Genomic DNA, 26,441 nt, shown 5'->3' on the forward strand with positions numbered 1-26,441 from the left:
GGGCGGGGGCGTTCCGGCGGGGACGGGCGGAGCGGGCTCGCACCGCGGACCGCCTCGGACGAGCTCCGCGATCCGCAGCACCCGGTCGGCCGACGTCCGGGCGGACGGGTCGTGTGCTGGGACCCGCGCGGACCTCCGCGGTCGGCGGGACGTCATGTCCTGTTCGCCTGCCGCCCCTTGCCCGCGCGCCGCTCCGAGCGCACGCTGGAGCCATGACCGCCTGGAGCCCTCTCGAGACCGTCGGCGCCGTGGTGCTCGCCCTCGCGCTGATCGGGCTCGCCGTCGCGGCCGTGGCGGTCGGAGCAGGCGACGAGATCGCGTTCATCGGCGTGCTGGTCGCCTTCGCGGTCGCGGTCACCGGGCTCGGCCTCCACATCGCCGGCCGCGAGGCGCGGTACCGCCGCGACAACCGGTGACGCCGAAGCGCTTCCGCCGCGACGACGGCTGAGGAGGCGCGCTCCCGCCGCGACGGCCGCTGAGTGGAGGGACTCCCGCCGCGACGGCACTCGGCCGGTCAGTGCCCGAGCTCCACCAGCAGCACGCCGGCGATGATCAGGCCGATCCCGCCGAGCATCGTCCAGGTCAGCGGGTCCTGGAACAGCCAACGGCCGAGCACTGCCGTCAGCGCGACTCCGACCGCCGCCCAGATCCCGTAGGCCACCCCGATCGGCATGCCCTGCGCGAGCGCTCCGGCCAGCAGCGTGAACGCGACGACGTAGCCGGCTCCGACCACGACGTACCAGCGCTTCCGGCCGTCCGTCGCGGGCTTGAGGCTCATCGTCGCGGCGACCTCGGTGAGGATCGCGCCCGAGAGCAGCAGCCAGGCCATCAGCGCACCGACCGGCGCGCGGCCTGCGCTCGCTGCGACCCGATCTCGACCATCAGCACGCCCGCGATGATCAGCACCAGCCCGATCGTCATCACGCCCGTCAGCGGCTGCCCGAAGAGCACGGCCGCGAGGACCGCCGTCAGCGCGACGCCGCACGCGCCCCATACGCCGTACGCGACTCCGATCGGCATGCCGGCCTTGAGCACCCGGCTGAGGAGGACGAACGCCGCCAGGTAGCCCGCCACCACGAGGGCGTACCAGCCCGGCGACTCGATGGCGGCCTGGAGGGCGAGCGACGCCGTCACCTCGGTGAGGATCGCGCCGGCGAGGAGCACCCAGCTCATCGCGTGCCGTCGGATCGGGTCATCCGGCCAGCGTAGGGCGGGCGCGGAGGCGTGCGCCCGCAGAACCAGAGTGCAGTGCCCGGAGACGGGGTGGGAACGATCGTTCTCCGGGCAGTGGCGCGCTCACCGCGCGAAGTGCTCGCGCACCTCCGCCTGCCAGCGCTCGCGGTCCTCCTCCGTGATGAACGCCGCGTCGAAGGAGTTGAGCGCCAGCTGCTCGAGCTGCGCGTCGTCAATCCCCAGCTCCTCGACCAGGGCGCGGTAGTTCTCATCCACGTAGCCGCCGAAGTAGGGCGGATCGTCGCTCGAGACCGTCACGACGAGTCCCTCGCGGAGCATCGCGGGCAGCGGGTGGTCGGCCATCGTGTCCACCGCGCGCAGGGCCACGTTCGACAGCGGGCACACCGTCACCGGGATGCGGCGCTCGCGGAGCATCGCGACCACCTCCGGGTCCTCCATCGCGCGGATCCCGTGGTCGATCCGCTCGACCTTCAGCAGCTCGACGGTGGCCGCGACCGTCTCCGGCCCGCCCTCCTCGCCGGCGTGCGCGACCAGGCGCAGTCCCTCCGCCGCGGCGCGCGCGTAGACGTCGACGAACAGCTCCGGGCCGAAGCCCACCTCGTTCGAGTCGAGCCCGACGCCGATGATGTGCTCGCGCCAGGGGAGGATCGCCGTCAGCATCTCGTCGGCCGCGTCGGCGCCCAGGTCGCGGAGGAAGCACATGATCAGGTCCGTCGAGATCCCGTGGGTCTCCTCGCTCCGGCCGAGCGCACGGGTGATCCCGCTCATCACGGTGTCGAGCGCGACGCCGTTGCCGAGGTGCGTCTGCGGGTCGAAGAAGATCTCGGCGCGGCGGACGTTCGCCTTCTGCGCCCGGTCGAGGTAGCCGGTCGCGAGCTCGAAGAAGTCCCGCTCCGTCTTCAGCACGGTGAGGTTCGAGTAGTGCAGCTCCAGGAACGACGCGAGGTCGGTGAAGGAGTACCGCGCGCGGAGGGCGTCGAGATCCTCGGTTGGCAGGGCGACCCCGTTGCGGCGCGCCATCTCGACGATGTGCTCGGGCTCGATCGTGCCCTCGAGGTGGATGTGCAGCTCGGCGCTGGGCGGGGCGGGGAAGGCGGGGCGGGGCATGCGGATCCTCCAGGGAACGGCCGGGGCGGCGGGGTCGCTCCCGACCGTAGGCCTCCGCTGTTTCGCGCGCGTTTCCGGCGGGAGGCGCGATCCGGATCCGGAGCGGCCCCGCCCCCGGGTGCTAGAGCTCGCCCTGCTGCGAGGTGCCGGCCGGGATCGGGACGAGCCGCGTCACGACGGGAGGATGGGCGACGAGTCCGCGGATCGCCGCGTTGAGGCGGACGACCGGCTCGCCGGCGCCGTGCGCGTCGAGCAGGTCGCCGCTCGTCCACTTCTCCAGCATGACGATGGTGCCGTCGGGCGAGTCGTGGATCGCGTAGAGCTCGCAGCCCTCCTCCTCGTGCACCTCCGCGATGGCGGTGGAGAGGGCGGCGACGAGCGCGTCGCGCTGCCCCTCGGCGGGAGTGAAGATCGCGGTGACGACGACGGGATCGGACATGGCGTGCCTTTCGGAGGGGGAGAGGATCAGCGCCGCGGGGGTGCGGCGCAGCTGGAGCTTATGACGAGGTCGGCCTGCACCTCGATGTGCTGCGGGGCCTCGGGGAGGCGGCCCTGCATGCGGGCGAGGACGAGCTCGACGCTGTGACGGGCGAGCATGTCGATCGGCTGGCGGACGACGCTGAGCGGCGGGGTGACCAGCTCGCTCCACGGGTTGTCGTCGAACACGACGACCGAGAGGGCCTCCGGGATCCGGATCCCGAGCTGGAAGAGCCGGTGCACGGCGCTGCGCACCTGCGCGCCGCTGCCCGCGGTCTGAGGAGGCCGCGGCTGCCGCGGCACCTCCGGCCGTCGGAGCAGCCCCAGGCCGGTCGCGAGCTGCCAGGCCGTGACGGCGTAGACGGAGGCGCGCTCCCAGACGCCGTCGGGCAGCAGGTCGACGCCGGGCACGCGGGTGTCGACCTGCAGCATCAGCAGCGCGAGCAGGCCGGCCGCACCGAGCACGATCCCGACCGTCTCGAGCGCCCACGGGGCGCGGCCGCGCCGGGCCGCGGCACCGGCGACGATCGAGGCCGCGTTGCCGCCGACGATCGCCATCGCGGCGCCGACCACGTGCAGGCCGCCGATCCCGTTCTGCGCACTGGCGCTGCTCCCGTGCACGAGGCCCACCACGGCGATGCCCACGGCGTAGACCACGGCGAGGGGGAGGAACAGCCCCCGCGATCCGCCCCGCGCCGCCCGCACGGTCGTGACGGCGGCGGCGAGGTAGAGCGCCCCCTGCAGGAGGAATCCGGCGTTCATCACCGCGTGCAGCGGCGAGTCGATCGCGCGCCCCTGGAACACGCCCACCTCGGGCACGCCGAGATCGCTGATGTAGTTCCGTGCGTAGCTGTAGCCCGGGAACGCGGACGCGGCGACCGCCTCCGCTCCCACGTAGGCGAGCGCGCTCACCACCCACAGCACTCCGGCCCCACGAGTTCCCATGCGCCCATCATCCCCGGGCCCGGCCCCGCCGGTCGTCGTCGGCGGACGGCTCCCCGGCTAGGCTCGCCGGATGCTGCAGGTGCGGGGTGAGTCCGGGCAGGCCGTGCTCCTCCTGCCGGGCGGGGGCGAGGCCGTCGACGGGTTCTTCCCCGGGCTGGTCGAGGGCCTGATCGTCGATCCGGGCTGCCGGGTGGTCCTCTACGACAGACCGGGCACAGCGGGGTCGGAGGTCGCCGGCGGACTCACCGACGCCGCAGACGCCGTCCACGCCGTGCTGGCCGGCCTCGGGACAGGTCCCGTCGTCGTGATCGGCCAGAGCCTCGGCGGTGCCGTCGCGATGCTGCTCGCTCGCGATCATCCCGAGGACGTCGCGGGACTGGTGCTCCTCGACCCGACGCCCGTCAACGACACGGCACTGGCGCGTCAGGTGGAGCGGACGGCCCGGGCGACGGCGACGCTCTCGAGACTGCCGGGGCTCGGCCGAGCGCTGTCCGCGCTGCTGCGCACGAGCGCCGCCCGGTCGGCGAGGCGCCACGCGATGAGCCCGGCCGCGCGCGCGGCCGCTCTCGCGATGGCGGACGTCGACCTGCCGGGGCTCGCCTCCGCCGCCGCCGGTCTGGATCAGGTGGCGCGGGGCTTCGACGAGTCTCAGCTGCCCGCGGTCCCCGCGGCCGTGGTGACCGCGGACCGCAGGCCCGGGTCCTCCCTGCATCGCGCGCATCGGCGCGTCGCCGCCGCCCTGGACGCGCCGCTGCTGTCCTGGCCCGGAGCGGTGCACGAGGTGCACCTGAGCCACGAGCGCGAGGTGCTCGAGGTCGCCCGCACCATCGTGCGGGCCGTCGCCTCCGACTAGGTCCGGAGCCGCTGCGCCGCGGCTCCGGTCACAGGCTGAACCCGCCGTCGGTCGTGAGCACCTGCCCGACGACCCAGCTGCCCGCCGACGTGGCCAGCTCTGCGATCAGCTCCGCGGGCAGGCGCGGGGCCACCCGGTACGAGGACGCCGCTCCGGCTCCGCTGCGCGAGGGAGGCCGGCGCGGACTACTCCTCGTCCGCCCGGTAGACCTTCCGGAACGCGTCCTTGCGGGCGATCCTCCCGCCGCGGAACTCGTAGATGTCGCAGCCCCGCGTGACCTGGGGTCGGCCGTCGGGGCCGGTCCCGGTGAAGGACCAGGTGGCCGCGCCGCGCGTCCCGGCGATGAGGGGAGCCCCCTCCTCGTGCCGCTCCTGTCCGGTGTCGAAGGCGAGCATGAGCGCGAATCCCTCGCGGACCTGCTCCTTGCCCGTCCAGGTGCGGCCGGGCTCGGGGCCGACCGACGCGCCGTACACGCAGTCGTCGGTCATGTGACTCATCAGCGCTTCGAGGTCGTGGCGGGTCCAGGCGTCGCTGAACGCGGCCAGCACCTCGGGCGTCATCTCGCTCGTGCTGGTCTCGGTCGAAGAGGAGTCGTCCATGAGCGGGCCTCGGTCCTTCTGATCGGTGGACCGTCGTCGGTCGCTCTGCGACCGTGGCAGGTGAGCGGCCGCAGTGGCAACGCCCTCTAGCGGTCATGTCCGGAAGCGGACGGCCGGCGGATCAGCGGTCCGTCGACCCGCCGACCAGCGGGTGAGCGCGACGGCGGGGGGCGGTGCACTGCGGGCGGCGGGAGCGACCGCCGAGGCGACCCGCTCCACCGGGCACTGCCGCGTCCCGATGCTGAGCCCCTTCGTGAAGGCCGTGCCGAAGTCGGACGCGGGCCGGCCCTCCTCCGCCTCCTCGGTCGCGGCTCTCGGGTCGCCGTCGGCGGCCGGATGCTAGGCGCTCGCCGCCTCCTCCGCCACCTCCTCCCCGCCGACCGGCGCCGGCGCGCAGGATGAGGAGCACCGGTCGCGGCGGGCACCGACTCCTCACCCGACCGGCACCGAGACCGCCACGAGCCCGCGCCGGCGGGAGGACAGCGAGAGCACCATGGGATTCTGGGGACCGACCGACGAGACCCGCGGCACGCGCCCGGTCGACGAGCCGCTCGGCGAGCTGGAGCTCGTGCACGCCTTCACCAGCGGGCCGATGCCCACCGGCGTCAGCGTCTCGCACACCGGGCGGATCTTCGTGAACTTCCCCAAGTGGGGGGACGAGGTCCCGGCCACGGTCGTGGAGCTGGTCGACGGAGCGGCGGTGCCCTACCCGGACGAGGCCTGGAACACGCCGGCGGGAATCGACGACGCCGGCGCCCTCGTCTCGGTGCAGAGCATCGTCGTCGATCCGGCCGACCGGCTCTGGATCCTCGACACCGGCAGCCCGATGTTCGAGCCGACGAAGAAGGGCGGCCCCAAGCTCGTCCGCGTCGACCTGGCGACCGACACCGTCGAGCAGGTGATCGTCCTCGAGCCGGACGTCGCCCTGCCGACCACCTACCTCAACGACGTGCGCTTCGATCTGCGGCGCGGCATCGCCTACATCACCGACTCGGCCGATTCCGGCCCGAACGGGATCATCGTCGTCGACCTCGAGGCGGGGACCGCCTGGCGCCGCCTGCACGACCACCCGAGCACGAAGGCGCTCACTCCTCCGGAGCTCGTGCCGATGGCCGAGGGCCGCGTGCTGATGAAGCGCCCGGCAGACGGCGACCCGCAGCCGGTGACGATGGGCGCCGACGGCATCGCGATCTCGGCCGACGGCGAGCGCCTCTGGTACTGCCCGCTCGCCTCCCGCCGCTGGTTCAGCGTGGCGACGGCGGCCCTGGTCGACCGGTCGGTGCCGGACGAGGACGTCGCGGCGACAGTCGTCGACGAGGGCGACAAGGGCGGGGGAGCGGACGGCCTCGAGACGGATGCGCTGGGCCGCTTCTATGCCACGAGCTACGAGAACAACGCGATCGTCCGCCGTCGCACCGACGGCACGATGGAGACGATCGTGCACGACGAGCGGCTGCTCTGGCCCGACACCATGTCGATCGCGACGGACGAGCACCTGTACGTCACCGCGAACCAGCTGCACCGCCAGGCCGATTACCAGGGCGGCACGGATCTGCGGACGTACCCGTACTCGCTGTTCCGGGTGCGGATCGGCGCGGGGCCGATTCTCCTGCGCTGAAGGCCCCCGCCCGGTCTCCTGCGCCGAGATCCGCAGCGCGGATCAGCGCCAGTGGACGAGCTCCGTGCGGAGGGTCGCGCGGGCGCGGGCGAGCAGCCCGCGGACGGTCGAGGTCGAGAGGCCCAGCTCGTGCGCGATCGCGTCGTAGCTGCACTGCTCCAGCTGGCGCAGCTCCCAGCAGCGGCGCTGGGCCGGGGGCATCGCGGCGAGCACCCGGTTGGCGTCGGCGGCGAGGGACCCGCAGTGCGCGGCGTGCTCCGGGTCGTCGGCGGCGGAGGCGGGGAACTCGTCGTCCAGCTCGGCTCGCAGCCGCGAGACGCTGGAGCGGAGCCGGTCGACGCTGCGGCGGCGGGCGGTCGTGACGAGCCAGCCGGCGATGGTCTCGCCGTCGATCACGCTGTCCACGTGGGTCCACGCCGCGAGGAACGTCTCCTGCACCACGTCGTCGACGTCGGCGCTGCTGCGGAGGGTGCGGGCGGCCGTCGCGCGGAGCAGCCCGGTGTAGCGGCGGACGATGGTGGCGAACGCGCGGTCGTCGCCCTCCGCGGCGCGGATGACGAGCATCCGGTCCGAGTCGGGCTCGAGCAGTGCGAGCGGCGGCGCGGCGAGGGTCGAGGTGCGGGCCCTCGGGAGGCGTGCGGGGGTGGTGGCGGTGAGCATGCGGACTCCGGTCGACTTGATGTGCACGCATGATTCGGAGGCGCGCTCCGGCCCGGTTTCCCGGGGCGGGACCCCAGTGAGAGGGGCAGGTCTGTCCGGTTTCCGGGGACGTCAGCGCCGCCGCGACCACCAGCGGCGGGACCGCTCCGGCTCGGCGGCCGCCCGGGCCTCGGCCGCGGCGGCGCGATCGGCGCGCCGCTGCGACCAGGCGGCGACCTCCTCGTCGACGTCCCGGAGCCGGGTGACGACGGGCGGCCCGCCCAGCAGCTGGCGGCGCGCCTCGATCACCCGCGTGTTGAAGTCGGCGAGCTCGGCGCGCACCTCCTCCTCGCGGTGCAGGCGGTCGAGGCGCTCGTCGAGCGCGCGGTCCTCGGCGCGGAGGAGGAAGGCGGCCGGGCCGATCCCGGTGAGGTTCTCGCGCTCGATCTTGCGGCGGATCCACCAGTCCGGGTCGTGGGCCGCACCCAGGTCCGGGAGCGGCTTCCCCGATCCCGGCAGGTCGTCGAAGTCGCCGCGGCGGATCGCGAGCTGGATCGCCGTCTCGACGAACGCGGCCCGCTCGAGCGGATCCTCCGGCAGGGCGGGCTGCTCCGCTTCCTCCTCGCCCGCGGCGCCGGCCCGGTACCGGGCGGCGCGCTCCCTCGCATCCGACATCCCTCCACGCTAGATCGGGCTCCTCGCCCCGGGCAACCACCCCTCCCGCCGTCTCCGTGGTCGGCGGGGCGCCGCGGGTCGACATCGCCGGACCGGCGTGCGCAGTATCGATACTCGATAACATCGACGATCGATAAGGAGCACGCCATGACGAGTGTCATCCCCAGCGGACCGGTCCGGGAGCGTCCGCGCGTGTTCCGGGTGGCCAGGGCGGTCCTGCTCATCGTCGCGGTCTTCTCCGTGCTCACCGCGCTCCTGCAGACCTGGACCGTCACCACCGGGCGCACCCTATTGGTCTTCGGGGGAGCGGACGGCCGCCTCCCGCTCCGGAGCCTCCCGCAGCTGCTGCAGGCCGAGCCGCGCGAGGGCACCGCGCCCACGCTCGCCGACGCCGCTCTCTCCCTCCGCCTGCTCGGTGCGCTGCCGAGCCTCCTCCAGGCGGTCACCATCGTCCTCGCCACGGTCTTCCTCCTGCGGGTCCTCCGCGGCATCGCGGCCGGACGCCCGTTCGACCCCTTCGTCCTCGCGAACTGGCGCCGTCTGAGCCTCGCCCTGCTGATCGGAGGAGTGGCGCAGGGCCTCGCCGACACCGCGGCGGGCCTGTACCTCAGCTCCGGCATCGGCCTGCTGTTCGCCGCCGGCCGGGTGACCGACGAGCAGCGCGATGCCTTCCTCGGCGGCGACTACCAGGCCATCGGGACGAACCTGCCGCAGTGGCCCGTCCCCGTCCTGCTCGCCGGAGTGGTGGCCCTCGCCCTGACGGCGGCGTTCCGCGCCGGCGCGAAGCTCGAACGGGACGTCGACGGCGTTGTCTGAGCCCGCCGACGACGAGAGGCACCGGATCGACTGCCACCTCGGAGCAGTGCTGGCCGAGCGCGGCGTGACCCTCACCGCCCTCTCGGCCCGCACCGGCATCACGATGGCGAACCTCTCCATCCTCAAGAACAACCGCGCCCGCGCGATCCGCTTCACGACGCTGACGCTCATCTGCGACGCGCTCGACTGCACCCCGCAGGAGCTGTTCTCGATCCGGGCCGTCGACGGGCGGGCTTAGCGGCGGGCGGATCGGCCAGGGGATCTCTGCGGGGCCGATGGTGTGGACGCCGTCCGATCGGACCGTCGATCGAGCAGGCCTCGGTCGCGCTCCACGTCCGCCCCTCCTGGGATCGGCCGGAGCTCCCCGGAGCTCGCTGTCGTCCCGACCCCTGGATGAGCCTCACCAGCGCGGTCGGCGGCCTCGGCCATCGACCTTCCACAGGGGAGCGAGCTCGTCAGCGACACCGTCGATTGCGCCTCTTGTGGATGCCGGCGGCTGCTCGCGGTCGTCCCGCCCGAGGCGATGACTCCCGAGCAGTTGTCGAGCGAGCTCGGAACGACCCCGCAGACACGCATCGCGGGAACCCTCCGGGACCCTCGCGCCATCACGGTGACTGCCACCGTCGAAGGGCCCCTCCTGAAGATCCGGGCCGACTACTGGTCCCAGGAGTACATCCCCTGGGGACGTGTGCGAAGCGTCCTCGTGGGTGCTTCCGCGAACCCGTCCCGTCGCGCTGTGCGATCTCCCTGAGACGGCGGCGGTGTACCCGTCGACGAGGCCGCCGGTCATCGACCCCGCGAGGAGCGCCCGCTTCAGACCCGCACCGACGACGAACACGTCGATCGACCCGGGGTTCCCGAACGGGAGACGGACCGTGATGCACGTCTGGTCGTGCTGAGCGGCGGTCAGCGGTCGAGGACTTGACGAATGACGAGGACTCGGATCTCCGTCGACTCCCGCCCCACCGGGTCGAACCCGCTCGCCGTCGTCACTGAGACCCTGCTCGAGCTGGTCGGCGTGCTCGTGCGCGCCGCGCTGCGGCCGCGTCCCGCCGCTCAGTCCAGCGGGTAGCCCGGCAGCCCGTCGATGCTGACCGCGTTCCGCGTGGCTCGGTACTCGGCCATGCCGTCGGGGCCCTTCTTCTCGGCCTGGAGGAGGAGCAGGTCGCGCTCGCCGACCGGCTCCATCACGGGCACGCCCCAGCCGCACGCGTCGCTGATGCGGGTGAGCTCGACGGTGACGACCGCGCGGGTGCTCGGGTGCTCGGGGTGCTGCTCCGCGACCTCGGTGAATGCCTCCGAACCGGGCAGGTGCACGGAGCCGGTGCCGTGCAGGCGGACGATGCGCGGACGCGATCCGAACGACGCGAACATCAAGCACACGCGCCCGTTCTCGCGCAGGTGCGCGATCGTCTCGACTCCGCTGCCCGTGTAGTCGACCCAGCCGACCCGCCGCGGGCCGAGGATCGAGAACGAGTCGTGGCCGCGCGGCGACATGTTGACGTGCCCGTCCGCGGCGAGGGGCGCGGTGGCGACGAACCACATCGGCTGCTCGTGGATCCAGGAGCAGAGGCTCTCGTCGATCTCGTCGTAGACGTGCGCCACGGGATCAGGCCCCGGCCGCGCGGCGGACCAGCTCGGTGACGGCGGCGCGCGTCTCGGCGTCGGCGGAGACGAGCGCGTAGGCGGTCGGCCAGATCGTGCCGTCGTCGAGCTGCGCGCCGTCCTGGAAGCCGAGGGTCGAGTAGCGCGTGCCGAACTTCGCGCCGGGCTGGAAGAAGACGATCGCCTTGCCGTCGGAGCGCGCGTAGGCGGGGAAGCCGTACCAGGTCTTCGGGAGGAGGTCGGGAGCGGTCTCGCCGACGACGTCGTGCAGCATCTGGGCGATCGGCCGCTCCTCGTCGGTCATCGCGGCGATCGCGGCCTCCGCGTCCCTGCGGTCGGCGTCGGCCTTGTCGGCGCTCTTCTGCCGCTTCGCCTCCGCCCGCAGCTCGGCCGCGCGCTGCTTCATCGCCGCGCGCTCGTCCTTCGAGAAACCGTCTTCGGAGGCCATGTCCGCCCGTCCCGTCCGTCTGCGGCTCCCGGTCCGGGAGCGTCCCCGCACATCGTGACAGCGCCGCACTCGCCGCACAACGGCGGGAGCGAGCGCGACCGCGCGCCCCGGAAGCCCAGCCTCCGCGGTTAGCGTGGGCGGATGCGCCTCCTCCTGATCCGCCACGGCCAGACCCCCTCCAACGTCGCCGGGCTCCTCGACACCCGCATCCCCGGACCCGGGCTCACCGACCTCGGCCGCACCCAGGCCGCGGCGCTGCCCGGTCGGCTCGCCGGCGAGGGGATCGGCGCGCTGCTCGTCTCGACGATGGTCCGCACCCACGAGACGGCCGCCCCTCTCGCCGCGGCGCTCGGGCTCGAGCCGATCGAGCGCGACGGCATCCGCGAGGTCGCGGCCGCGGGGCTCGAGATGCGCGGCGACGACGCGGCGGTCGAGGAGTACATGGGCACGGTCTTCCGCTGGGCCGGCGGCGAGACGTCGATCCGGCTGGCGGGCGGCGAGACGGGCGACGAGTTCGCGGCGCGCTACGACGCGGTGGTGGCGGAGGCGGAGGCGCTTGGGCACGAGGTCGTCGCGCTGGTCAGCCACGGCGCGGCCATCCGCTGCTGGGCGGGTCTGCGCTCCCTCGACCTCGATGCGCGCTTCATCGCCGACCACCTGCTCGACAACACCGGCGTCGTCGTCCTCGAGGGCTCGGGCGACGCGTGGACGCTCGTGTCCTGGCAGGGCGAGCCCGTCAGTGGAGTCGGCGCGGCGGCCCCCTCGGGCCCGGCGGGCGAGACCACCGTCTGAGCTGCGGGGCCTCCTCGCCGGTCGAGCAGCGGCGGATGGAGACCGGCCGGAACGAGCGCCGCCGGCCGCGCCATCACGGTAACGATCGCGCAACACTCCGGAAACCAGCTCCGACCAGTACATTCGCTCGCGCCGATCGGCTCATCACCACCCCTGGACCCGCCCCCGCAATTGTCCGACGTTTGCCCCTCGGCGGCTCCGCGGCTACCGTGGTCGGCGGTCCTCACGGGCCCCGATGAACCGGTCCGCGCTCGCACGGCGTCCCCCAGGACGCGCCGCGATCGTACGGTCAACGGGAGTGGAGGCGGCCCCGAGGCCGCCTCGGACGCTCTCGCCTCCACCCCCTGCCGCGCTGAGCGGCGGGACGCACGCGGAGGCTCGACGCACGGCTGTCCCACGCTCCCGACCCGGCACCACGAGATGAGCGCAGGGCGTCGTCCCTGCGCGCCGACGGAGTGTACGTGCACCAGAACCAGCAGATCATCAGCGAGCCCCGGAGCGAGGCGGGCGCCGATCCCGCGACCCCCGCTCTCGAGGCCCGCCACCTCTTCAAGGTGTTCGGCCGGAAGCCCGACGAGGTCGTCCGCCGACTGGGCGAGGGCGCCGACCGCGGCGAGCTCGCCGGACTCGGCACGGCCGCGGTGATTGACGCGTCCTTCACCGTGCGCCGCGGCGAGATCTTCGTCGTGATGGGCCTCTCCGGCTCCGGGAAGTCCACCCTGATCCGCATGCTGAACGGGCTCCAGGAGCCCTCCGCGGGCGAGGTCCTGATCGAGGGCTCCACCATCACCGGCGTCTCCGAGGCGGAGCTGCGCCGCGTGCGCCGCTCGTCGGTGTCGATGGTGTTCCAGCACTTCGCGCTCCTCCCGCACCGCACCGTGCTCGACAACGTCGCGTACCCGCTCGAGATCCAGGGCGTCCCCGCGGCCGAGCGCCGCGAGCGGGCCCTGCTCGCGGTCGAGCGCGCCGGTCTCGCCGGCTGGCACGAGAAGATGCCCGACGAGCTCTCCGGCGGCATGCGCCAGCGCGTCGGCCTCGCCCGGGCGCTCGCCGCCGACACCGACATCGTGCTGATGGACGAGGCGTTCTCGGCACTCGACCCGCTGATCCGCCGCGAGATGCAGGAGCAGCTGATCGAGCTGCAGCACGAGCTCGGCAAGACCATCGTCTTCATCACGCACGACCTCAACGAGGCCATGTTCCTCGGCGACCGCATCGCGGTGATGCGCGACGGCCGCATCGTCCAGATCGGCACCCCGGAGGAGATCCTCACCGATCCCGCGAACGACTACGTCGCCCAGTTCGTGCAGGACGTCGACCGCGCCCGCGTGCTCACCGCCGCCGCCGTGATGGAGCCCGCCCGCTCCGTGGTCACCCTCGCGGCCGGTCCCCGCGCCGCGCTGAGGAGCATGCGCGACCTGCAGACCTCGGCCGCGTTCGTGGTCGGCGGCGGACGACGCCTGCTGGGCACGGTCCGCGACCGCGACGTGATCGAGCAGGTGCGCCGGAGCACCGGCGACCTCTCGGCGGTCCTCACCTCCGACGTCGTCACCGTCGGTCCGGACACCGCCCTCAGCGAGGTCATCGAGCCCGCCGTCGAGTCGGCGCTGCCGGTCGCCGTGGTCGACGCCGACGGGCGTCTGCTCGGAGCGATCCCGCGGGTGACCCTGCTCGCGGCGCTCGGCAACGTGCCCGCCCGCACCGGCGAGCACCCGGTGATTGAGCCGCCCGCCACCGTCTCGACCGAGGTCGTCACCGCGACCCTGCACGCGACCGGAGGCCCCGTCGACGACGCCGTCCTCGCGGCGGACGGAGGTGCACGATGACCGATCTCGGATTCCGCCTCCCGCTCGGCGCCCTCGCCGAGGGTGCCGTCGATGTCCTCACGCAGACCTTCCAGCCGGTCTTCGACCTGCTGCGCACCGTCTTCGGCGCCCTCTACTCCGGCGTCGACCTCGTCCTCGCGACACCGCCCTTCTGGGTGATCGTCGCCTTCCTCGCCGTACTGGCCTACGCCGTCCGCGGCTGGGTCTTCGCGGCCGGCACCGCCGTGGGGCTCCTGCTGATCGTGGGGGTCGACCAGTGGGAGAACGCGATGGACTCCCTCGCGCTGGTGCTCGTCGCCTCCGTGATCGCCATCGCGCTGAGCGTGCCGCTGGGCGTGCTCGCCGCGCGCAACCGCACGGCCTCCGCGGTCATCCGGCCCGTGCTCGACCTGATGCAGACGATGCCGGCCTTCGTCTACCTGATCCCCGCGCTGATCCTGTTCCGGGTCGGAGTGGTGCCGGGCATCGTCGCGACCATCGTGTTCGCCATGGCGCCGGGCGTCCGGCTCACCGAGCTGGGCATCCGCGGCGTCGACCCGGAGCTCGTCGAGGCGGGGGAGTCGTTCGGCTCCTCGAAGTGGCGGATCCTCCGCCAGATCCAGCTGCCGCTCGCGCTGCCCTCGATCCTGGCGGGCCTCAACCAGGTCATCATGCTCTCGCTCTCGATGGTCGTCATCGCGGGCATGGTCGGCGCCGGAGGGCTGGGCGGCGACGTCGTCGCGAGCCTCAACCGGATCGATGTCGCGCTCGGCTTCGAGGCGGGCATCTCCGTCGTGATCCTCGCGGTCGTCCTCGACCGGATGACCGGCGCGCTGGGCTCGCCCTCGCCGGCGAGGGTCGCCCGGGCGAAGAACCGCCGCGCCGTCGTGGCGACCCGCTCGGCCGTCGGCGTCGTCTCGATCGGCCTGGTCGCGTCCCTCGGGGCCGCGACCCTCGCCGCTCCCGCCACCGCCGCCTCCGTCGACAACGGCGACCGCACCGACGTGACCGTCGCCGTGTTCCAGGGCTGGGACGAGGGGATCGCCGTCTCCGCTCTGTGGGAGGCGGTGCTCGAGGAGCAGGGCTACGACGTGACCCTGCAGAACGCCGACGTCGCCCCCGGCTTCCAGGGCCTCTCGGCGGGCGACTACGACCTCGCCCTCGACACCTGGCTGCCGCTCACCCACGCCCGGTACGTCGAGCAGTACGGCGACTCGATCGTCGACCTGGGCGCGTGGAACGACGAGGCGAAGCTGACCATCGCGGTCAACGAGGACGCTCCGATCGACTCCCTCGAGGAGCTCGCCGCCGACCCGGGCGTCGTCGGGAACCGCCTGATCGGCATCGAGCCCGGCTCCGGTCTCAACAAGACGACGACCGAGGACGTCATCCCCGGCTACGGCCTGGAGGGGATGGACTACCTCACCTCGTCGACGCCGGCCATGCTCCAGGAGCTCTCGAGCGCGACCGCCGCGGGCGAGAACATCGCCGTCACGCTCTGGCGCCCGCACTGGGCCTACGACGCCTTCCCGGTCAAGGACCTCGAGGACCCGAAGGGCCTGCTCGGGCAGGCGGAGGGGATCCACTCCTTCGGCTCGGCCGCCTTCGACGCGGACTACCCGACGATGAGCCGCTGGATCCGCGACTTCCGGATGGACTCGAAGACGCTCTACTCGCTCGAGAACGCGCTGTTCAACGACGGGGCCGACGACCGCTCCGCCGCCCTCGCCGCGTGGATGGACGAGAACCGGGAGTACGTCGACACGCTGATCACCTGATCCGCCACCACGACGGAGGCCGAGAGGCCGGGCGGCCCCGGACCAGGGCTGTCCCGGCCTCTCGGCCTTCGTCGCGCAAGGATCAGGCGGCGCTGACCCGGCGTCCCGCGGTGGCGCGGACGAGGAGGGTGACCACCAGCACCACGGCGGCGGCGACCAGCGCGGCGATCCCGGCGGGGACCGAGACGAGCTCGCCGGCGAAGCGGCCGACGGCGACCCAGGAGAGTCCCCAGACGAGCGAGAGCATCGGGGCGATGCGGCCGCGGCCGGTGACGGCGATCAGGAGTCCGACGAGCGCGGCGACGGCGAGGACGACGACCGCCCAGACCGCGGCGCCCGGACCGTCCGCGCTGCCGACTCCCGCGCCGACGAGCCCGGCGGTGACGTTCGCGGCCGTGGCCACGCACACCCAGCCGAGGTAGAGCCCGAAGGTGCCGTCCGTCACGATCGCGTCGACCACTCCGGCCGACCGGGTGGTCCGCAGGATCACGAAGATGCGCGCGAGCACGGCGAGCAGCAGGGCGATCACGACGACGCTGAGCGTCAGGATGCCGGCCTGGACGACCAGGATCCACGCGGCGTTCAGGAGGAGGCTCGCGGCGGCCCAGTAGCCCAGCCGGCGGTGGCGGGTGCGGGCTGTCTGCGAGGGCAGGAACTGCCAGATCGCGTAGGCGATGAGGCCGGTGTAGATGACGCTCCAGATCGCGAAGGCGGGGCCGTCGGGAGCGATGGGGGTCGAGGACGCGGTCAGGGCGCCGCCGGCCGCGTTCTGGATCTGCGTGCCGCCCGCGGCGCCCGAGCCGATGAAGGAGCCGATGAGGGCGAGCACCGCGCTCACGGCGACGACGACCTGGCGGATTCGGTCGGCGCGGTCGGGGGTTCGTGTGGCGGTCATGTCGCTCCTCCATTAGTCAGCTGGCTGAGTAATGAGAGTAGCGCGATTCCGCTCCCCGTCCACTGGGGCTTGCGGCGAGGCCCCGACCCTGGAGAGGGCCGGGGCCGGATTCTCAGGCGCGGGCGGCCGCGTACTGCTCGCGGATCACGGGGCGGTGGTCCGGCGCGGGCTCGGCCACCGAGGTGACGGTCCACGTCGGACGCGATCCTGTCAGCGCCCAGGCGGCCTGCACGGCGGCACCATCGGCCACGTACTCGCCGGGCGTCGGCACCTGCACGGGCACGTCGAACACCTGCGATGCAGCGAGCTGCACGGCGCGGTTCTGCGCGGCTCCGCCGATGAGGAGGATGCGCCGCGCCTCCACTCCCTGCGCGCGAACGGCGTCGAGCCCGTCGGCCAGTCCGCAGAGCATGCCCTCGATCGCCGCGCGGGCGAGGTTCGGTCGCGTGGTCGAGGCGATGGTCATCCCGTGCAGGCTCGCGGTCGCGTCCGGCAGGTTCGGCGTGCGCTCGCCCTCGAAGTAGGGGACCAGCACGAGGCCGTCGGCACCCGGCTCCGCCTCGAGCGCCAGTGCGGCGAACTCGTCGAAGTCGCTGCCGAGCAGGGTCGCGGTCGAGGCCAGCACGCGCGCGGCGTTGAGCGTCGCGACCAGCGGCAGGAAGCGCCCGCTCGCATCGGCGAAGCCGGCGACGGTCCCGGAGGCGTCGCGCACCGGGTCGTCCGTGACGGCGAAGACGGTGCCGCTCGTGCCGATGCTGACGACCACGTCGCCGGGGCCGGCGCCGAGGCCGAGCGCGGCGCCCGCGTTGTCGCCCGCGCCGGGGCCGACGACGAGTCCGCTCTCGGTGCGGCCCGCCTCCTCCGAGGGGCCGAGCACGCGGGGGAGCAGCGGGCGGTGGCCGAGGGCGCGCTCGAGCAGGTCGAGGTCGTAGCCGTCCGCTCCCCAGTACGAGGTGCCGGACGCGTCGGACCGGTCGGTCGTGAGGGCGTCGAGCTGCGGACCGCGGGCGGAGTCGGGGCCGTAGCCGAGCAGGCGCCAGGTCAGCCAGTCGTGGGGGAGCGCGACGGCGGCGACACGGGCGGCGTTCTCGGGCTCGGCGTCGCGCAGCCAGCGGAGCTTGGTGGCGGTGAAGGAGGCGACCGGCACCGATCCGGTCCGCTCCGCCCAGGCCCCGGCTCCGAGCTCCTCGACGAGCGCGGCGGCGGCGGGCGCGCTGCGGGTGTCGTTCCAGAGCAGAGCGGGGCGGATGACGGCGCCGCTCTCGTCGAGGACGACCATGCCGTGCTGCTGGCCGCCGACCGAGATCGCGGCGACGTCGTCGAGCCCGCCGGCGTCGGCGAGGGCGAGCTGCAGCGCCTCCCACCACGCGGCCGGATCGACCTCGGTGCCGTCCGGGTGGCTCGCCCGGCCGGTGCGCACCACGGCGCCGGTGTCGAGGTCGCGGACGACCACCTTGCAGCTCTGGGTCGACGAGTCGATCCCTGCGACGAGCGTCATCGCTGTCCTCTTTCGTTGGGGGGTGCGGGTTCGGGCGTCCGGTGCGGAACCGGGCCGGATGCAGGAGAACGGACGAGACCCCGTGCCGGTGCAGGGGATCTCGTCCGTCTCAGGTCGTCCCGCGGCGGACCGCGGGCTCAGAGGGTGCGGGTCAGCCGCGGGCGCCGAGCAGGTGCTCGGTGGCCAGCTGCTGCAGGCGCACGAAGCCGAAGCCCTTGCCGCCGAGGTAGGCGTCGGCGTCGAACGACTCGTACGAGGCGGTGTCCGCGAGCAGGTCGTCGTACGACTCGCCCTCGTTCAGCGTCGGGGTGGAGAGCTCGGCGACCTTCGCGGCTGCCAGCGCCTCCTGCACCTCGGGGTCGGCGCGGAAGGCCGCGGCGCGCTCCTTGAGCAGCAGGTAGGTGCGCATGTTCGCGGCGGCCGAGTCCCAGACTCCGGTCTCGTCCTCGGTGCGCGAGGGCTTGTAGTCGAAGTGGCGCGGGCCGTCGTAGGCCGGGACGCCGCCGGGGCCGCCGTTCTCGAGGAGGTCGACGAGCGAGAACGCGTTGTGCAGGTCGCCGTGGCCGAAGACCAGGTCCTGGTCGTACTTGATGCCGCGCTGGCCGTTGAGGTCGATGTGGAAGAGCTTGCCGTGGTACAGCGCCTGGGCGATGCCGGCGGTGAAGTTCAGGCCCGCCATCTGCTCGTGGCCGACCTCGGGGTTCACGCCGACGAGCTCGGGGCGCTCGAGGGAGTCGATGAACGCGATCGCGTGGCCGAGCGTCGGAAGCAGGATGTCGCCGCGGGGCTCGTTCGGCTTGGGCTCGATGGCGAAGCGGATGTCGTAGCCCTTGTCGGTGACGTAGTCGCCGAGCAGGTTGACGGCCTCGCGGTAGCGCTCGAGCGCGGCGCGGATGTCCTTGGCGGAGTCGTACTCGGCGCCCTCGCGGCCGCCCCACATGACGAACGTCTTCGCGCCCAGCTCGGCGGCGAGGTCGATGTTGCGGAGGACCTTGCGCAGCGCGAAGCGGCGGACGTCGCGGTCGTTCGAGGTGAAGCCGCCGTCCTTGAAGACCGGGGCGCTGAAGAGGTTCGTGGTGACCATCGGCACGATGAGGCCGGTGGACTCCAGCGCGCCCTTGAGGCGGTCGATCTGGGTCTGGCGCTCGGCGTCGGTGGAGCCGAAGGCGAACAGGTCGTCGTCGTGGAAGGTGAGGCCGTACGCGCCGAGCTCGTCGAGCTTCTCGACCGCGTGGACGACGTCGAGCGGCTCGCGGGTCGGGCCGCCGAACGGGTCCGTCCCGTTGTAGCCGATGGTCCAGAGGCCGAACGAGAACTTGTCGGCGCGGGTGGGGGTCAGGGACATGGGATCCGAATCCTTTCCGGCGACGTCGCCGAATTGTTGTTGAGCCCAACATATCTCCTGAGGATCGAGAGGCGCAACGAGCGGAAGGCCCGGCGCGTCGCCCTCCGGCCCCATCGCGGGTGCCGCCCGCTCGTGCCGCGGAACCGCTCGCGGAGCGGGCCGGTGCCCGGGGAGGACGTCGCGAGGATCGCTTGCGCAAGCGCTTCGACTGTGCGTACAGTCGCTCCAGCACGACCGGTCGAAGCGCTTCGAAGCTCGACCGCGACCGACGACGACGTCCGGCAGGAGGAGCCATGGCGACCATCCACGACGTGGCCCGCGCTGCCGGAGTCTCGATCAGCACCGTCTCCTACGCCCTCTCCGGCAAGCGCTCGATCGCCGCCTCCACACGGCAGCGCGTCGACGACGCGGTGCGCCAGCTCGGCTACCGGCCCCACGCGGGAGCCCGGATGCTCGCCGGGGCGCGGACCCACATCCTCGCCCTCTCCGCCCCGATGCGCGGCGAGCTGCACCTGCCGACCCACATGCGCTTCGTCACCGAGGTGCTCGAGCGCGCCCGGGAGTCGGACTACGACGTCCTGCTGCTCGTCACCGACGAGGCCTCCAGCGGCATCGGGCGCGTCTCCTCCTCCTCGCTCGTCGACGGCATCGTCCTGATGGGCGTCGACGACGACGACGACCGCGCCGAGCTGATCCGCGCGGCCGGGGTCCCCGCCACCTTCATCGGCGTGCCCGCCGACTCCCACGATCTCGCCTGCGTCGACCTCGACTTCGCCGAGGCCGCCCGCCAGAGCGTCCGCCGGCTCGCCGAGCTGGGCCACCGCTCGCTCGGCCTGCTCGAGCACCCGCAGTCCTACACCGACCGCAACGCAGGCTTCGTCCGCCGCTTCGACGAGGCGTTCCGCGCCGAGGCCGCAGCGCTCGGAGTCGAGATCGCGGTCGAGCGCCCGCACATCGGCCGCCCGAGCGCATCGGCCGCGATCGACGCGATCCTCGCCGCACCCGTCCCGCCCACCGCGCTCGTGCTGCACTGCAACGAGCCCGTGGCGGAGGCGGCGATCGAGCGCGTCCTCGAGCGCGGCCTCTCCGTCCCCGGCGACCTGTCGATCCTGGCGGCCTGCGCCAGCTATGACGGCGGCGCCCTCCCGGTCCCCACCAGCAGTCTTCCCCTCCCGTTCGACGCGATGTGCCGAGCGGCCGTCGCGCGGACCCTCCAGCAGATCGACTCCGGCCGCACCGTCGGCGTCGAGCTGCTCCCGCCCTCCTACGTCGACCGCGGATCCCTCGCGGCCGCTCCGACCGGCGCTCCGGTGCCGGCGGTCCCGTCCGGCACTCCCGCGCCGGCCTCCCTCTAGCCTCCACCCTCTTCCCGCCCGCTCCGGCTCTGCGCACTGTCGAAACGCTTCGACACCGCGCCTCCGCGAGAGAGCGCTCCCTGCACCACCTCCGCAGCACCACCGCACCGTTCGAAGGAGAACCACCGCAATGTCGCTCCGATCCCGCTCCGCCTTCCACCGCCCGACCGCCGGTCTCAGCCGGCGCAACCTCCTCGCCGGCGGAGTCGGCCTCAGCGCGATGTTCGCGCTGGCCGCCTGCTCCGGTGGCGGCTCCGACGCCGGCTCCGACGCGCTCTCGACCACGGTCGACGGCGCCGGCCGCACCCTCACGCTCTGGGACTTCGAGACGCCCGACAGCGACCGCGGCATCGCGTGGCTCGCCGCCCGCGACATCTTCACCCAGGAGACGGGGGCCGAGATCGCGTACGAGTTCAAGGCCTTCGAGCAGCTGCGCACCGGCGCCAGCCAGATCTTCAACTCCAACTCGGCGCCCGACGTCGTCGAGTACAACAAGGGCAACGCGACCAGCGGGCTCCTCTCGAGCCAGGGCTTGCTCACCAACCTCGACGAGGCGGTCGCGTTCTACGGCTGGGACTCGCTGATCCCCGGCGCGCTGCAGACCACCGCGAAGTACGACGAGAACGGGATCATGGGCTCCGGCTCCTGGTACGGCATCCCCAACTACGGCGAGTTCACCTTCGTCTACTACAACAAGGACGCCTTCGCCGCGAACGGCCTCGAGGTCCCCACCACCTACGAGGAGTTCACGGCCGTCCTCGACGCCTTCGTGGCCAAGGGGATCACCCCGCTGGCCGAGGCCGGCGCCGAGTACCCGCTGCAGCAGCTCTTCTACCAGCTCGCGCTGCTGAAAGCCGACCGCTCCTGGATCACCGACTACCAGACCTACACGGGCGAGGTCGACTTCGAGGACGCGGCCTGGAGCTACGCGGCCGACCAGCTGAAGACCTACGTCGACAAGGGCTACTTCTCGGCCGACGCCTCCGGGCTGAAGGCGGAGGACGCGGGCACGGCCTTCATCTCGGGCGAGTACCCGATCTTCTTCTCGGGCTCCTGGTGGTTCGGCCGCTTCAAGACCGAGATCACCGGATTCGAGTGGGACACGTTCCTCTTCCCGGGCGCCGAGTTCACGATGGGCTCCGCCGGCAACCACTGGGTGATCCCGGAGACGGCGAAGAACAAGGACCTCGCCTACAAGTGGATCGACATCACGATGCGACCCGAGATCCAGAACCTCATCGGCAACAACGGAGGCATCCCGCTGGTCGTCGACGAGAGCGCCATCACCGACGAGAAGAGCAAGGCGCTGCTCTCGCAGTGGAAGACGGTCGTCGACGGCGACCAGCTCTCCTTCTACCCCGACTGGCCCACCGCGACCTTCTACGACGACCTGGTCGCCGCCACGCAGGAGCTCATCAACGGCTCCTCCGACGAGTCCGCCATGCTCTCCGACCTCCAGGCCAAGTACGACGACGGAGTCGCCGACATCACGTGACGCGGAAGCGTCACGTGATGTCGGCCGAGGCGGCCGACTCCGCGCCTGCAGGCGCGGAACGGCAGCGGAAGACCTGAGGACGTGACGGCGACCCCTCGAAGGGGTCGCACGAACACCGCCGAGCCTCCACCCCACCGCGGTATGCCGCTCCGGTTCGCGACACGCCGTCGCCTCCGTACCGGAGCGGCATCCCGCGGCAGCACCCAACTACCCCGTCCGACCTAGGAGTACCCATGACGACGACAGCACCTCGTCGCGCGGAGAGCGCGCCGACTCCCACGACGCCGCCCCGCGAGAAGCGCTCCGACGGCTACTGGCTCTACCTGATCCCCGGGTTCGTGCTCTTCACGTTCATCGTGCTGATCCCGCTGATCTGGAACGTCTACATCAGCTTCACGTCCTGGCGCGGCATCAAGCCGCCGATCTTCATCGGCCTCGACAACTGGATCGAGCTGATGGGCGACGACCAGTTCTGGACCTCGTTCCTCAACTCGGTCTACATGATCATCGCGATGGTGATCGTCCCCACGATCCTCGGGCTCCTGCTCGCGGCGATCCTCTTCGATCTCGTCGGCAAGAAGTTCGGCGGGCGCCTGGCGAGCTTCCTCCGCGCCACCTACTACCTCCCGCAGATCCTGCCGACCGTCATCGCCGCGATCGTCATCGGCTGGATCCTCCGCCCCGACAACGGCGCGCTGAACTCGATCCTCGAGGCCGTCGGGCTCGGCTCCCTCTCGCACGACTGGCTCGGCAAGCCGGACACCGCGATGCTCTCGATCATGGTCGTGATGATCTGGGTGCAGCTGGGCTACCCGGTCGTCATCTTCATGGCGGCGCTGCAGCGCGTGGACCCCGAGCTCTACGAGGCGGCGGAGCTCGACGGGGCGAACTGGTTCCAGCGCTTCCGCTGGATCACGGTCTCGATCATCCGGCCCGAGATCTTCGTGGTCACCCTCACCTGCACCATCGCCGCGCTGAAGGTCTTCGGCCCGATCTACGCCCTGACCCGCGGCGGCCCCGGCGACTCCACGATCGTCCCCTCCTACTACTCGTACACCGAGTTCTTCCAGAAGCAGCAGGTGGGCTACGGCGCCACCATCGCGACCGCGCTCACGATCGTCATCGTGATCCTCGCCGTGCTGTTCATCCGCGCCCAGGAGCGCGTCGAGCGCAGCGAAGGAGCCCGCTGATGTCGGCCATCGAGACCCTGCCCCTCACCCAGGCCGGCACGGAGGACGCGGACCTCTCGTCCTCCCGTCCCGCCAAGCCCGCGAAGGGCACGACGAAGCGCACCCTCGGCGACTGGGTGATCCTCGCCGTCGCCGTGGTGATCGGGCTCGTGATCATCAGCCCGGTGCTGCTGATCCTGCTCAACTCCTTCAAGACCCCCGCGGAGTACTCGGCGAACGGCCCGCTCGCCTTCCCGACCGGCCTCTCCTTCGACGGCCTCTCGACCTTCTGGAGCCGCGTCGACTTCCCCGAGAAGCTCGGCAACTCGATCCTCATCTCGGGGTCGGTCGCGATCCTCGCCGTCGCCCTCTCGGTGCTGAACGCCTGCGCGATCGGCATCGGCCGGGTCCGCGGCCGGAGCTGGATCATCGTCCTGTTCCTGCTGGCGAACATGCTCCCGCAGGAGGCCCTGCTCTACCCGCTGTACTACATGTTCAAAGCGGTCGGGATCTACGACACCCAGCTGTCGGTCATCGTCATCTTCACCGTCATCCAGTCGGCGTTCGGCACCTATCTGCTCTCGAACGTCTACGGCACCTTCCCGAAGGAGATCCTCGAGGCCGCGGCTCTCGACGGCGCCTCGAAGTGGCAGGTCCTCACCCGGGTGATCGTCCCGATCTCGCGGCCCACCCTCTCGGTGCTGATGATCTTCTTCTTCATCTGGACCTGGAACGAGTTCCTCATCCCGCTGGTCTTCCTGGTGAGCGACGCGACGCAGACCGTCCCGATCGCGATCTCGAGCCTCCAGGGCGACAAGATCATGGACGTCACCACGACCAGCGCGAGCGCCCTCCTGGGCCTTCTCCCGACGCTGATCTTCTTCCTGATCTTCCAGCGCACCCTCACCCGCGGCATCACCGCCGGCGCGGTCAAGTAGCCCTCTCTCCCTCCGTCGGCGCCTCCCTCACGGGATCCGCCGGCGCGCCATCGAAAGGCACCCCCATGAAGTTCACCGACGGGTTCTGGCAGACGCGGGCCGGATTCACGCCCCTGTTCGCGCAGGAGGCGTACGACATCCGCACCGACGGCACCTCGCTCGAGGTGATCGCCCCGACCCAGGTCATCCAGGGCCGCGGCGACGTCCTCAACCGGCCGGCGCTCACGGTCACGGTGTCCTCGCCGGCCGAGGGGGTCGCGCGGGTGCGGATCGAGCACTGGCGCGGCACGGCGGTGCGCCCCGGCTTCGAGCTGGCCGAGGGCGACGTCGGAGCGGCGGAGGTGACGGAGTCCGGCGGCGTGCTGCGCACCGGCGACCTCGAGGTCCGGATCAGGCAGGGCGCTCCGTGGTCGCTGGAGTTCTGGGACACCTCGACCGGCACGCGCCTCACCGGCTCCGGGCACAAGGCGCAGGGCTACCTGACCGGACCGGACGGAGCCGCCTACCTGCACGAGCAGCTCGACCTCGGCGTCGGCGAGCTGGTCTACGGGCTCGGCGAGCGCTTCGGCCCCTTCGTGAAGAACGGCCAGACCGTGGATGTGTGGAACGCCGACGGCGGCACCTCCTCGGAGCAGGCCTACAAGAACGTCCCGTTCTACCTCTCCAGCCGCGGCTACGGCGTGCTCGTGAACGATCCCGGCCTCGTCTCGTTCGAGATCGGCTCCGAGGCGGTCGAGCGCGTGCAGTTCTCGGTCGGCGGCGAGGCGCTGGAGTACCTGGTGATCCAGGGCCCGACGAAGAAGGACGTGCTGCGGCGCTACACCGGCCTCGCGGGCCGCCCCTCCGTCGTCCCCGCCTGGAGCTACGGACTGTGGCTGACGACCAGCTTCACCACGAGCTACGACGAGGAGACGGTGAACTCCTTCATCGACGGCTTCGCGGAGCGGGAGCTGCCGCTGTCGGCGTTCCACTTCGACTGCTTCTGGATGCGCGAGTTCCAGTGGACCGACCTCGAGTGGGACCCGCGCACCTTCCCCGACCCCGAGGGGATCCTCGCCCGCCTGCACGAGCGCGGGCTGCACACCTGCGTCTGGATCAATCCGTACATCGCGCAGGCGTCGCCGCTGTTCGCCGAGGGGCGCGAGAAGGGCTACCTGCTCAGAACGGCCTCCGGCGACGTCTGGCAGTGGGACATGTGGGTCGCCGGCATGGCGCTGATCGACTTCACGAATCCGGAGGCGACCTCCTGGTTCCAGGAGAAGCTCCGCGTCCTCGTGCGCCAGGGCGTCGACTCCTTCAAGACCGACTTCGGCGAGCGGATCCCGTCGGAGGGCGTCGTCTGGGCCGACGGGACCGACCCCGAGGCCATGCACAACTGGTACACCCAGCTCTACAACCGCGCGGTGCACGAGGTGCTCGAGCAGGAGCTCGGCGAGGGCCGCGCGGTCCTCTTCGCCCGCAGCGCCACGGTCGGCGGGCAGGCGCTGCCGGTGCACTGGGGCGGGGACAACACCTCCTCCTACGTGTCGATGGCCGAGACCCTGCGCGGAGGCCTCTCGCTCGCGCTGGGCGGGTTCGGCTTCTGGGCGCACGACATCGGCGGCTTCGAGGGCACGCCCGATCCCGGAGTGTTCAAGCGCTGGCTCGCGTTCGGCCTGCTCTCCTCGCACTCGAGGCTGCACGGATCCTCCTCGGTGCGCGTGCCGTGGGCGTTCGACGAGGAGGCCGTGGAGGTCACCCGGCTCTTCACCCGGCTGAAGCTCTCGCTGCTGCCCTACCTCTTCGCGGCGGGGGCGGAGGCGGCGAGCACCGGCGTCCCGATCTTGCGCCCGATGGCGCTCGAGTTCGAGGACGACCGCAGCGCCGCCCACCTCGACACGCAGTACCTGCTCGGGCACGACCTGCTCGTCGCTCCGGTGTTCACCGAGGACGGCACGGTCGAGTTCTACCTCCCGCGCGGGACGTGGACGAGCTGGTGGACGGGCGAGCGGATCGTCTCGACGGGGGAGTGGCGTCGTGAGGTCCACGGCTTCGACTCGCTGCCGCTGTACGTGCGCGAGGGTGCGGTGATCCCGGTGGGGGCCCGCCAGGACTCGGCCGAGTACGACTACCTCGACGGGCTCGAGCTGAGGGTTTTCCCGGGGCCGGACGGGGCGACGCCGGTCCGGGTCGTCGCGCACGACACGGGGGACGAGACGGTCTTCACCGTGACGCGCACCGGCGGCGAGGTCTCGGTCGACGGCCCGGCCGGCACCTGGACCTGGGTCGAGGCCTGAGCGGCGCCCTCCTGCTGATCGAGCAGCGGGCGCAGCCCGCCCCTCGAGACCCCGGCCCCGCCCCCGGCTAGGCTGACCCCCGCAAGCAGAGGAGACCGCGGATGCCCGACCACGCGACG

At 72.3% G+C, this 26,441-nt stretch carries 28 protein-coding genes; 15 read left to right on the plus strand and 13 right to left on the minus strand.

Going from position 1 to position 26,441, the window contains the following annotated elements; translation table 11 throughout:
* Positions 1-212 precede the first annotated feature (212 nt).
* The gene (locus C5C56_RS15270) at positions 213-416 is read left to right on the plus strand and encodes a hypothetical protein (protein WP_104227488.1); all 204 of its coding nucleotides are present in this window, start codon (positions 213-215) and stop codon (positions 414-416) included.
* 98 nt (positions 417-514) lie between these two features.
* Here C5C56_RS15270 and C5C56_RS15275 read toward each other — a convergent pair whose 3' ends face one another.
* The 5 genes from C5C56_RS15275 to C5C56_RS15295 all read right to left on the minus strand — a co-directional run bounded on the left by C5C56_RS15275 (position 515) and on the right by C5C56_RS15295 (position 3,723).
* Positions 515-829, minus strand: coding sequence for a multidrug efflux SMR transporter (locus C5C56_RS15275; RefSeq protein ID WP_104319865.1), 315 nt, complete (start codon positions 827-829; stop codon positions 515-517).
* Positions 829-1,173, minus strand: a complete 345-nt coding sequence (locus tag C5C56_RS15280; protein ID WP_104319866.1) for a multidrug efflux SMR transporter — start codon at positions 1,171-1,173, stop codon at positions 829-831. The genes C5C56_RS15275 and C5C56_RS15280 overlap by 1 nt, the downstream gene beginning before the upstream one ends.
* A gap of 123 nt (positions 1,174-1,296) precedes the next feature.
* Positions 1,297-2,301, minus strand: a complete 1,005-nt coding sequence (locus C5C56_RS15285) for an adenosine deaminase (protein WP_104261486.1) — start codon at positions 2,299-2,301, stop codon at positions 1,297-1,299.
* A 121-nt stretch (positions 2,302-2,422) separates the two neighbouring features.
* Entirely contained in the window at positions 2,423-2,740 is a 318-nt protein-coding gene (locus C5C56_RS15290) for a putative quinol monooxygenase (RefSeq protein WP_104224889.1), read from the minus strand.
* Between the two features lie 26 nt (positions 2,741-2,766).
* On the minus strand, positions 2,767-3,723 hold the full coding sequence (locus C5C56_RS15295) for a DUF998 domain-containing protein (RefSeq protein WP_258065693.1): 957 nt from the start codon (positions 3,721-3,723) through the stop codon (positions 2,767-2,769).
* A gap of 70 nt (positions 3,724-3,793) precedes the next feature.
* Between C5C56_RS15295 and C5C56_RS15300 the strand changes: the two genes are divergently transcribed.
* Positions 3,794-4,576 carry an alpha/beta fold hydrolase gene (locus C5C56_RS15300; RefSeq protein WP_104319867.1) on the plus strand — a complete coding sequence of 261 codons (783 nt, stop codon included), beginning with the start codon at positions 3,794-3,796 and terminating at the stop codon, positions 4,574-4,576.
* 185 nt (positions 4,577-4,761) lie between these two features.
* Here C5C56_RS15300 and C5C56_RS15305 read toward each other — a convergent pair whose 3' ends face one another.
* Positions 4,762-5,175 (minus strand): nuclear transport factor 2 family protein, encoded by a 414-nt coding sequence (locus C5C56_RS15305; protein WP_208543359.1) that lies wholly within the window; start codon positions 5,173-5,175, stop codon positions 4,762-4,764.
* A gap of 151 nt (positions 5,176-5,326) precedes the next feature.
* On the opposite strand from C5C56_RS15305, the gene C5C56_RS15310 reads away from it, so the two are divergent.
* Together C5C56_RS15310 and C5C56_RS15315 are read left to right on the plus strand one after the other, a co-directional pair.
* The gene (locus C5C56_RS15310) at positions 5,327-5,518 is read left to right on the plus strand and encodes a hypothetical protein (protein ID WP_104319868.1); all 192 of its coding nucleotides are present in this window, start codon (positions 5,327-5,329) and stop codon (positions 5,516-5,518) included.
* A gap of 150 nt (positions 5,519-5,668) precedes the next feature.
* Entirely contained in the window at positions 5,669-6,793 is a 1,125-nt protein-coding gene (locus tag C5C56_RS15315) for an L-dopachrome tautomerase-related protein (RefSeq protein WP_104319869.1), read from the plus strand.
* A 42-nt stretch (positions 6,794-6,835) separates the two neighbouring features.
* Here C5C56_RS15315 and C5C56_RS15320 read toward each other — a convergent pair whose 3' ends face one another.
* Together C5C56_RS15320 and C5C56_RS15325 are read right to left on the minus strand one after the other, a co-directional pair.
* On the minus strand, positions 6,836-7,480 hold the full coding sequence (locus C5C56_RS15320; protein WP_104319870.1) for an RNA polymerase sigma factor: 645 nt from the start codon (positions 7,478-7,480) through the stop codon (positions 6,836-6,838).
* A gap of 84 nt (positions 7,481-7,564) precedes the next feature.
* Positions 7,565-8,107, minus strand: a complete 543-nt coding sequence (locus C5C56_RS15325; RefSeq protein WP_104319871.1) for a DUF1992 domain-containing protein — start codon at positions 8,105-8,107, stop codon at positions 7,565-7,567.
* Positions 8,108-8,254: 147 nt separating this feature from the next.
* Here C5C56_RS15325 and C5C56_RS15330 point away from each other — a divergent pair, with 147 nt between their 5' ends.
* From C5C56_RS15330 to C5C56_RS18010, 3 genes are all read left to right on the plus strand, one after another.
* Positions 8,255-8,923, plus strand: coding sequence for a hypothetical protein (locus C5C56_RS15330; protein ID WP_104227364.1), 669 nt, complete (start codon positions 8,255-8,257; stop codon positions 8,921-8,923).
* Positions 8,916-9,161, plus strand: coding sequence for a helix-turn-helix transcriptional regulator (locus C5C56_RS15335; protein WP_104248118.1), 246 nt, complete (start codon positions 8,916-8,918; stop codon positions 9,159-9,161). Before C5C56_RS15330 ends, C5C56_RS15335 begins: the two co-directional genes overlap by 8 nt.
* Positions 9,162-9,851: 690 nt before the next feature.
* Positions 9,852-9,995 (plus strand): hypothetical protein, encoded by a 144-nt coding sequence (locus tag C5C56_RS18010; protein ID WP_181131600.1) that lies wholly within the window; start codon positions 9,852-9,854, stop codon positions 9,993-9,995.
* On the opposite strand, the gene C5C56_RS15340 is transcribed toward C5C56_RS18010, so the two are convergent.
* Both C5C56_RS15340 and C5C56_RS15345 read right to left on the minus strand, forming a co-directional pair.
* Positions 9,980-10,528, minus strand: a complete 549-nt coding sequence (locus C5C56_RS15340) for a pyridoxamine 5'-phosphate oxidase family protein (protein ID WP_104251100.1) — start codon at positions 10,526-10,528, stop codon at positions 9,980-9,982. The two genes, C5C56_RS18010 and C5C56_RS15340, sit on opposite strands and share 16 nt — an antisense overlap.
* A gap of 4 nt (positions 10,529-10,532) precedes the next feature.
* Positions 10,533-10,976 (minus strand): hypothetical protein, encoded by a 444-nt coding sequence (locus C5C56_RS15345; protein ID WP_104227361.1) that lies wholly within the window; start codon positions 10,974-10,976, stop codon positions 10,533-10,535.
* Positions 10,977-11,117: 141 nt separating this feature from the next.
* Between C5C56_RS15345 and C5C56_RS15350 the strand changes: the two genes are divergently transcribed.
* From C5C56_RS15350 to C5C56_RS18455, 3 genes are all read left to right on the plus strand, one after another.
* Complete coding sequence (locus C5C56_RS15350) at positions 11,118-11,768, plus strand: histidine phosphatase family protein (protein WP_104224880.1); 651 nt, start codon at positions 11,118-11,120, stop codon at positions 11,766-11,768.
* Between the two features lie 482 nt (positions 11,769-12,250).
* Entirely contained in the window at positions 12,251-13,594 is a 1,344-nt protein-coding gene (locus C5C56_RS15355; RefSeq protein WP_104319878.1) for a glycine betaine/L-proline ABC transporter ATP-binding protein, read from the plus strand.
* The gene (locus C5C56_RS18455; RefSeq protein ID WP_104319872.1) at positions 13,591-15,351 is read left to right on the plus strand and encodes an ABC transporter permease/substrate binding protein; all 1,761 of its coding nucleotides are present in this window, start codon (positions 13,591-13,593) and stop codon (positions 15,349-15,351) included. The genes C5C56_RS15355 and C5C56_RS18455 overlap by 4 nt, the downstream gene beginning before the upstream one ends.
* Before the next feature lie 82 nt (positions 15,352-15,433).
* Here C5C56_RS18455 and C5C56_RS15365 read toward each other — a convergent pair whose 3' ends face one another.
* The 3 genes from C5C56_RS15365 to xylA all read right to left on the minus strand — a co-directional run bounded on the left by C5C56_RS15365 (position 15,434) and on the right by xylA (position 19,089).
* Positions 15,434-16,246: a tryptophan-rich sensory protein gene (locus C5C56_RS15365; protein WP_104319873.1), complete on the minus strand. Its 813-nt coding sequence runs from the start codon at positions 16,244-16,246 to the stop codon at positions 15,434-15,436.
* A gap of 112 nt (positions 16,247-16,358) precedes the next feature.
* Entirely contained in the window at positions 16,359-17,744 is a 1,386-nt protein-coding gene (gene xylB, locus C5C56_RS15370; protein ID WP_104269666.1) for a xylulokinase, read from the minus strand.
* A 151-nt stretch (positions 17,745-17,895) separates the two neighbouring features.
* Positions 17,896-19,089, minus strand: a complete 1,194-nt coding sequence (gene xylA / locus C5C56_RS15375) for a xylose isomerase (protein WP_104224876.1) — start codon at positions 19,087-19,089, stop codon at positions 17,896-17,898.
* Between the two features lie 293 nt (positions 19,090-19,382).
* Here xylA and C5C56_RS15380 point away from each other — a divergent pair, with 293 nt between their 5' ends.
* The 5 genes from C5C56_RS15380 to yicI all read left to right on the plus strand — a co-directional run bounded on the left by C5C56_RS15380 (position 19,383) and on the right by yicI (position 26,322).
* A complete protein-coding gene (locus C5C56_RS15380) occupies positions 19,383-20,444 on the plus strand; it encodes a LacI family DNA-binding transcriptional regulator (RefSeq protein WP_104319874.1) in 1,062 nt (353 codons plus the stop codon).
* Positions 20,445-20,574: 130 nt separating this feature from the next.
* Complete coding sequence (locus C5C56_RS15385; RefSeq protein WP_258060612.1) at positions 20,575-21,939, plus strand: ABC transporter substrate-binding protein; 1,365 nt, start codon at positions 20,575-20,577, stop codon at positions 21,937-21,939.
* A gap of 233 nt (positions 21,940-22,172) precedes the next feature.
* Positions 22,173-23,129 (plus strand): carbohydrate ABC transporter permease, encoded by a 957-nt coding sequence (locus C5C56_RS15390; protein ID WP_104319875.1) that lies wholly within the window; start codon positions 22,173-22,175, stop codon positions 23,127-23,129.
* Positions 23,129-24,046 (plus strand): carbohydrate ABC transporter permease, encoded by a 918-nt coding sequence (locus tag C5C56_RS15395; RefSeq protein WP_104319876.1) that lies wholly within the window; start codon positions 23,129-23,131, stop codon positions 24,044-24,046. The genes C5C56_RS15390 and C5C56_RS15395 overlap by 1 nt, the downstream gene beginning before the upstream one ends.
* A gap of 65 nt (positions 24,047-24,111) precedes the next feature.
* Positions 24,112-26,322, plus strand: coding sequence for an alpha-xylosidase (gene yicI / locus C5C56_RS15400; protein ID WP_104319877.1), 2,211 nt, complete (start codon positions 24,112-24,114; stop codon positions 26,320-26,322).
* Positions 26,323-26,441: the final 119 nt, after the last annotated feature.

Source organism: Rathayibacter sp. AY1D1, from assembly GCF_002932635.1.
Taxonomy (GTDB): domain Bacteria; phylum Actinomycetota; class Actinomycetes; order Actinomycetales; family Microbacteriaceae; genus Rathayibacter.

Bases quoted from the DNA above. Each gene is read 5' to 3' on its own strand.
- C5C56_RS15275 (WP_104319865.1), bottom strand. From the start codon at position 829: ATGGCCTGGCTGCTGCTCTCGGGCGCGATCCTCACCGAGGTCGCCGCG.
- yicI (WP_104319877.1), top strand. From the start codon at position 24,112: ATGAAGTTCACCGACGGGTTCTGGCAGACGCGGGCCGGATTCACGCCC.
- xylA (WP_104224876.1), bottom strand. From the start codon at position 19,089: ATGTCCCTGACCCCCACCCGCGCCGACAAGTTCTCGTTCGGCCTCTGG.
- C5C56_RS15385 (WP_258060612.1), top strand. From the start codon at position 20,575: ATGTCGCTCCGATCCCGCTCCGCCTTCCACCGCCCGACCGCCGGTCTC.
- C5C56_RS15345 (WP_104227361.1), bottom strand. From the start codon at position 10,976: ATGGCCTCCGAAGACGGTTTCTCGAAGGACGAGCGCGCGGCGATGAAG.
- C5C56_RS15295 (WP_258065693.1), bottom strand. From the start codon at position 3,723: ATGGGAACTCGTGGGGCCGGAGTGCTGTGGGTGGTGAGCGCGCTCGCC.
- C5C56_RS15390 (WP_104319875.1), top strand. From the start codon at position 22,173: ATGACGACGACAGCACCTCGTCGCGCGGAGAGCGCGCCGACTCCCACG.
- C5C56_RS15300 (WP_104319867.1), top strand. From the start codon at position 3,794: ATGCTGCAGGTGCGGGGTGAGTCCGGGCAGGCCGTGCTCCTCCTGCCG.
- C5C56_RS15365 (WP_104319873.1), bottom strand. From the start codon at position 16,246: ATGACCGCCACACGAACCCCCGACCGCGCCGACCGAATCCGCCAGGTC.
- C5C56_RS15350 (WP_104224880.1), top strand. From the start codon at position 11,118: ATGCGCCTCCTCCTGATCCGCCACGGCCAGACCCCCTCCAACGTCGCC.
- C5C56_RS15380 (WP_104319874.1), top strand. From the start codon at position 19,383: ATGGCGACCATCCACGACGTGGCCCGCGCTGCCGGAGTCTCGATCAGC.
- C5C56_RS15395 (WP_104319876.1), top strand. From the start codon at position 23,129: ATGTCGGCCATCGAGACCCTGCCCCTCACCCAGGCCGGCACGGAGGAC.
- xylB (WP_104269666.1), bottom strand. From the start codon at position 17,744: ATGACGCTCGTCGCAGGGATCGACTCGTCGACCCAGAGCTGCAAGGTG.
- C5C56_RS15270 (WP_104227488.1), top strand. From the start codon at position 213: ATGACCGCCTGGAGCCCTCTCGAGACCGTCGGCGCCGTGGTGCTCGCC.
- C5C56_RS15280 (WP_104319866.1), bottom strand. From the start codon at position 1,173: ATGAGCTGGGTGCTCCTCGCCGGCGCGATCCTCACCGAGGTGACGGCG.
- C5C56_RS18455 (WP_104319872.1), top strand. From the start codon at position 13,591: ATGACCGATCTCGGATTCCGCCTCCCGCTCGGCGCCCTCGCCGAGGGT.
- C5C56_RS15285 (WP_104261486.1), bottom strand. From the start codon at position 2,301: ATGCCCCGCCCCGCCTTCCCCGCCCCGCCCAGCGCCGAGCTGCACATC.
- C5C56_RS15330 (WP_104227364.1), top strand. From the start codon at position 8,255: ATGACGAGTGTCATCCCCAGCGGACCGGTCCGGGAGCGTCCGCGCGTG.
- C5C56_RS15305 (WP_208543359.1), bottom strand. From the start codon at position 5,175: ATGGACGACTCCTCTTCGACCGAGACCAGCACGAGCGAGATGACGCCC.
- C5C56_RS18010 (WP_181131600.1), top strand. From the start codon at position 9,852: ATGACGAGGACTCGGATCTCCGTCGACTCCCGCCCCACCGGGTCGAAC.
- C5C56_RS15315 (WP_104319869.1), top strand. From the start codon at position 5,669: ATGGGATTCTGGGGACCGACCGACGAGACCCGCGGCACGCGCCCGGTC.
- C5C56_RS15290 (WP_104224889.1), bottom strand. From the start codon at position 2,740: ATGTCCGATCCCGTCGTCGTCACCGCGATCTTCACTCCCGCCGAGGGG.
- C5C56_RS15325 (WP_104319871.1), bottom strand. From the start codon at position 8,107: ATGTCGGATGCGAGGGAGCGCGCCGCCCGGTACCGGGCCGGCGCCGCG.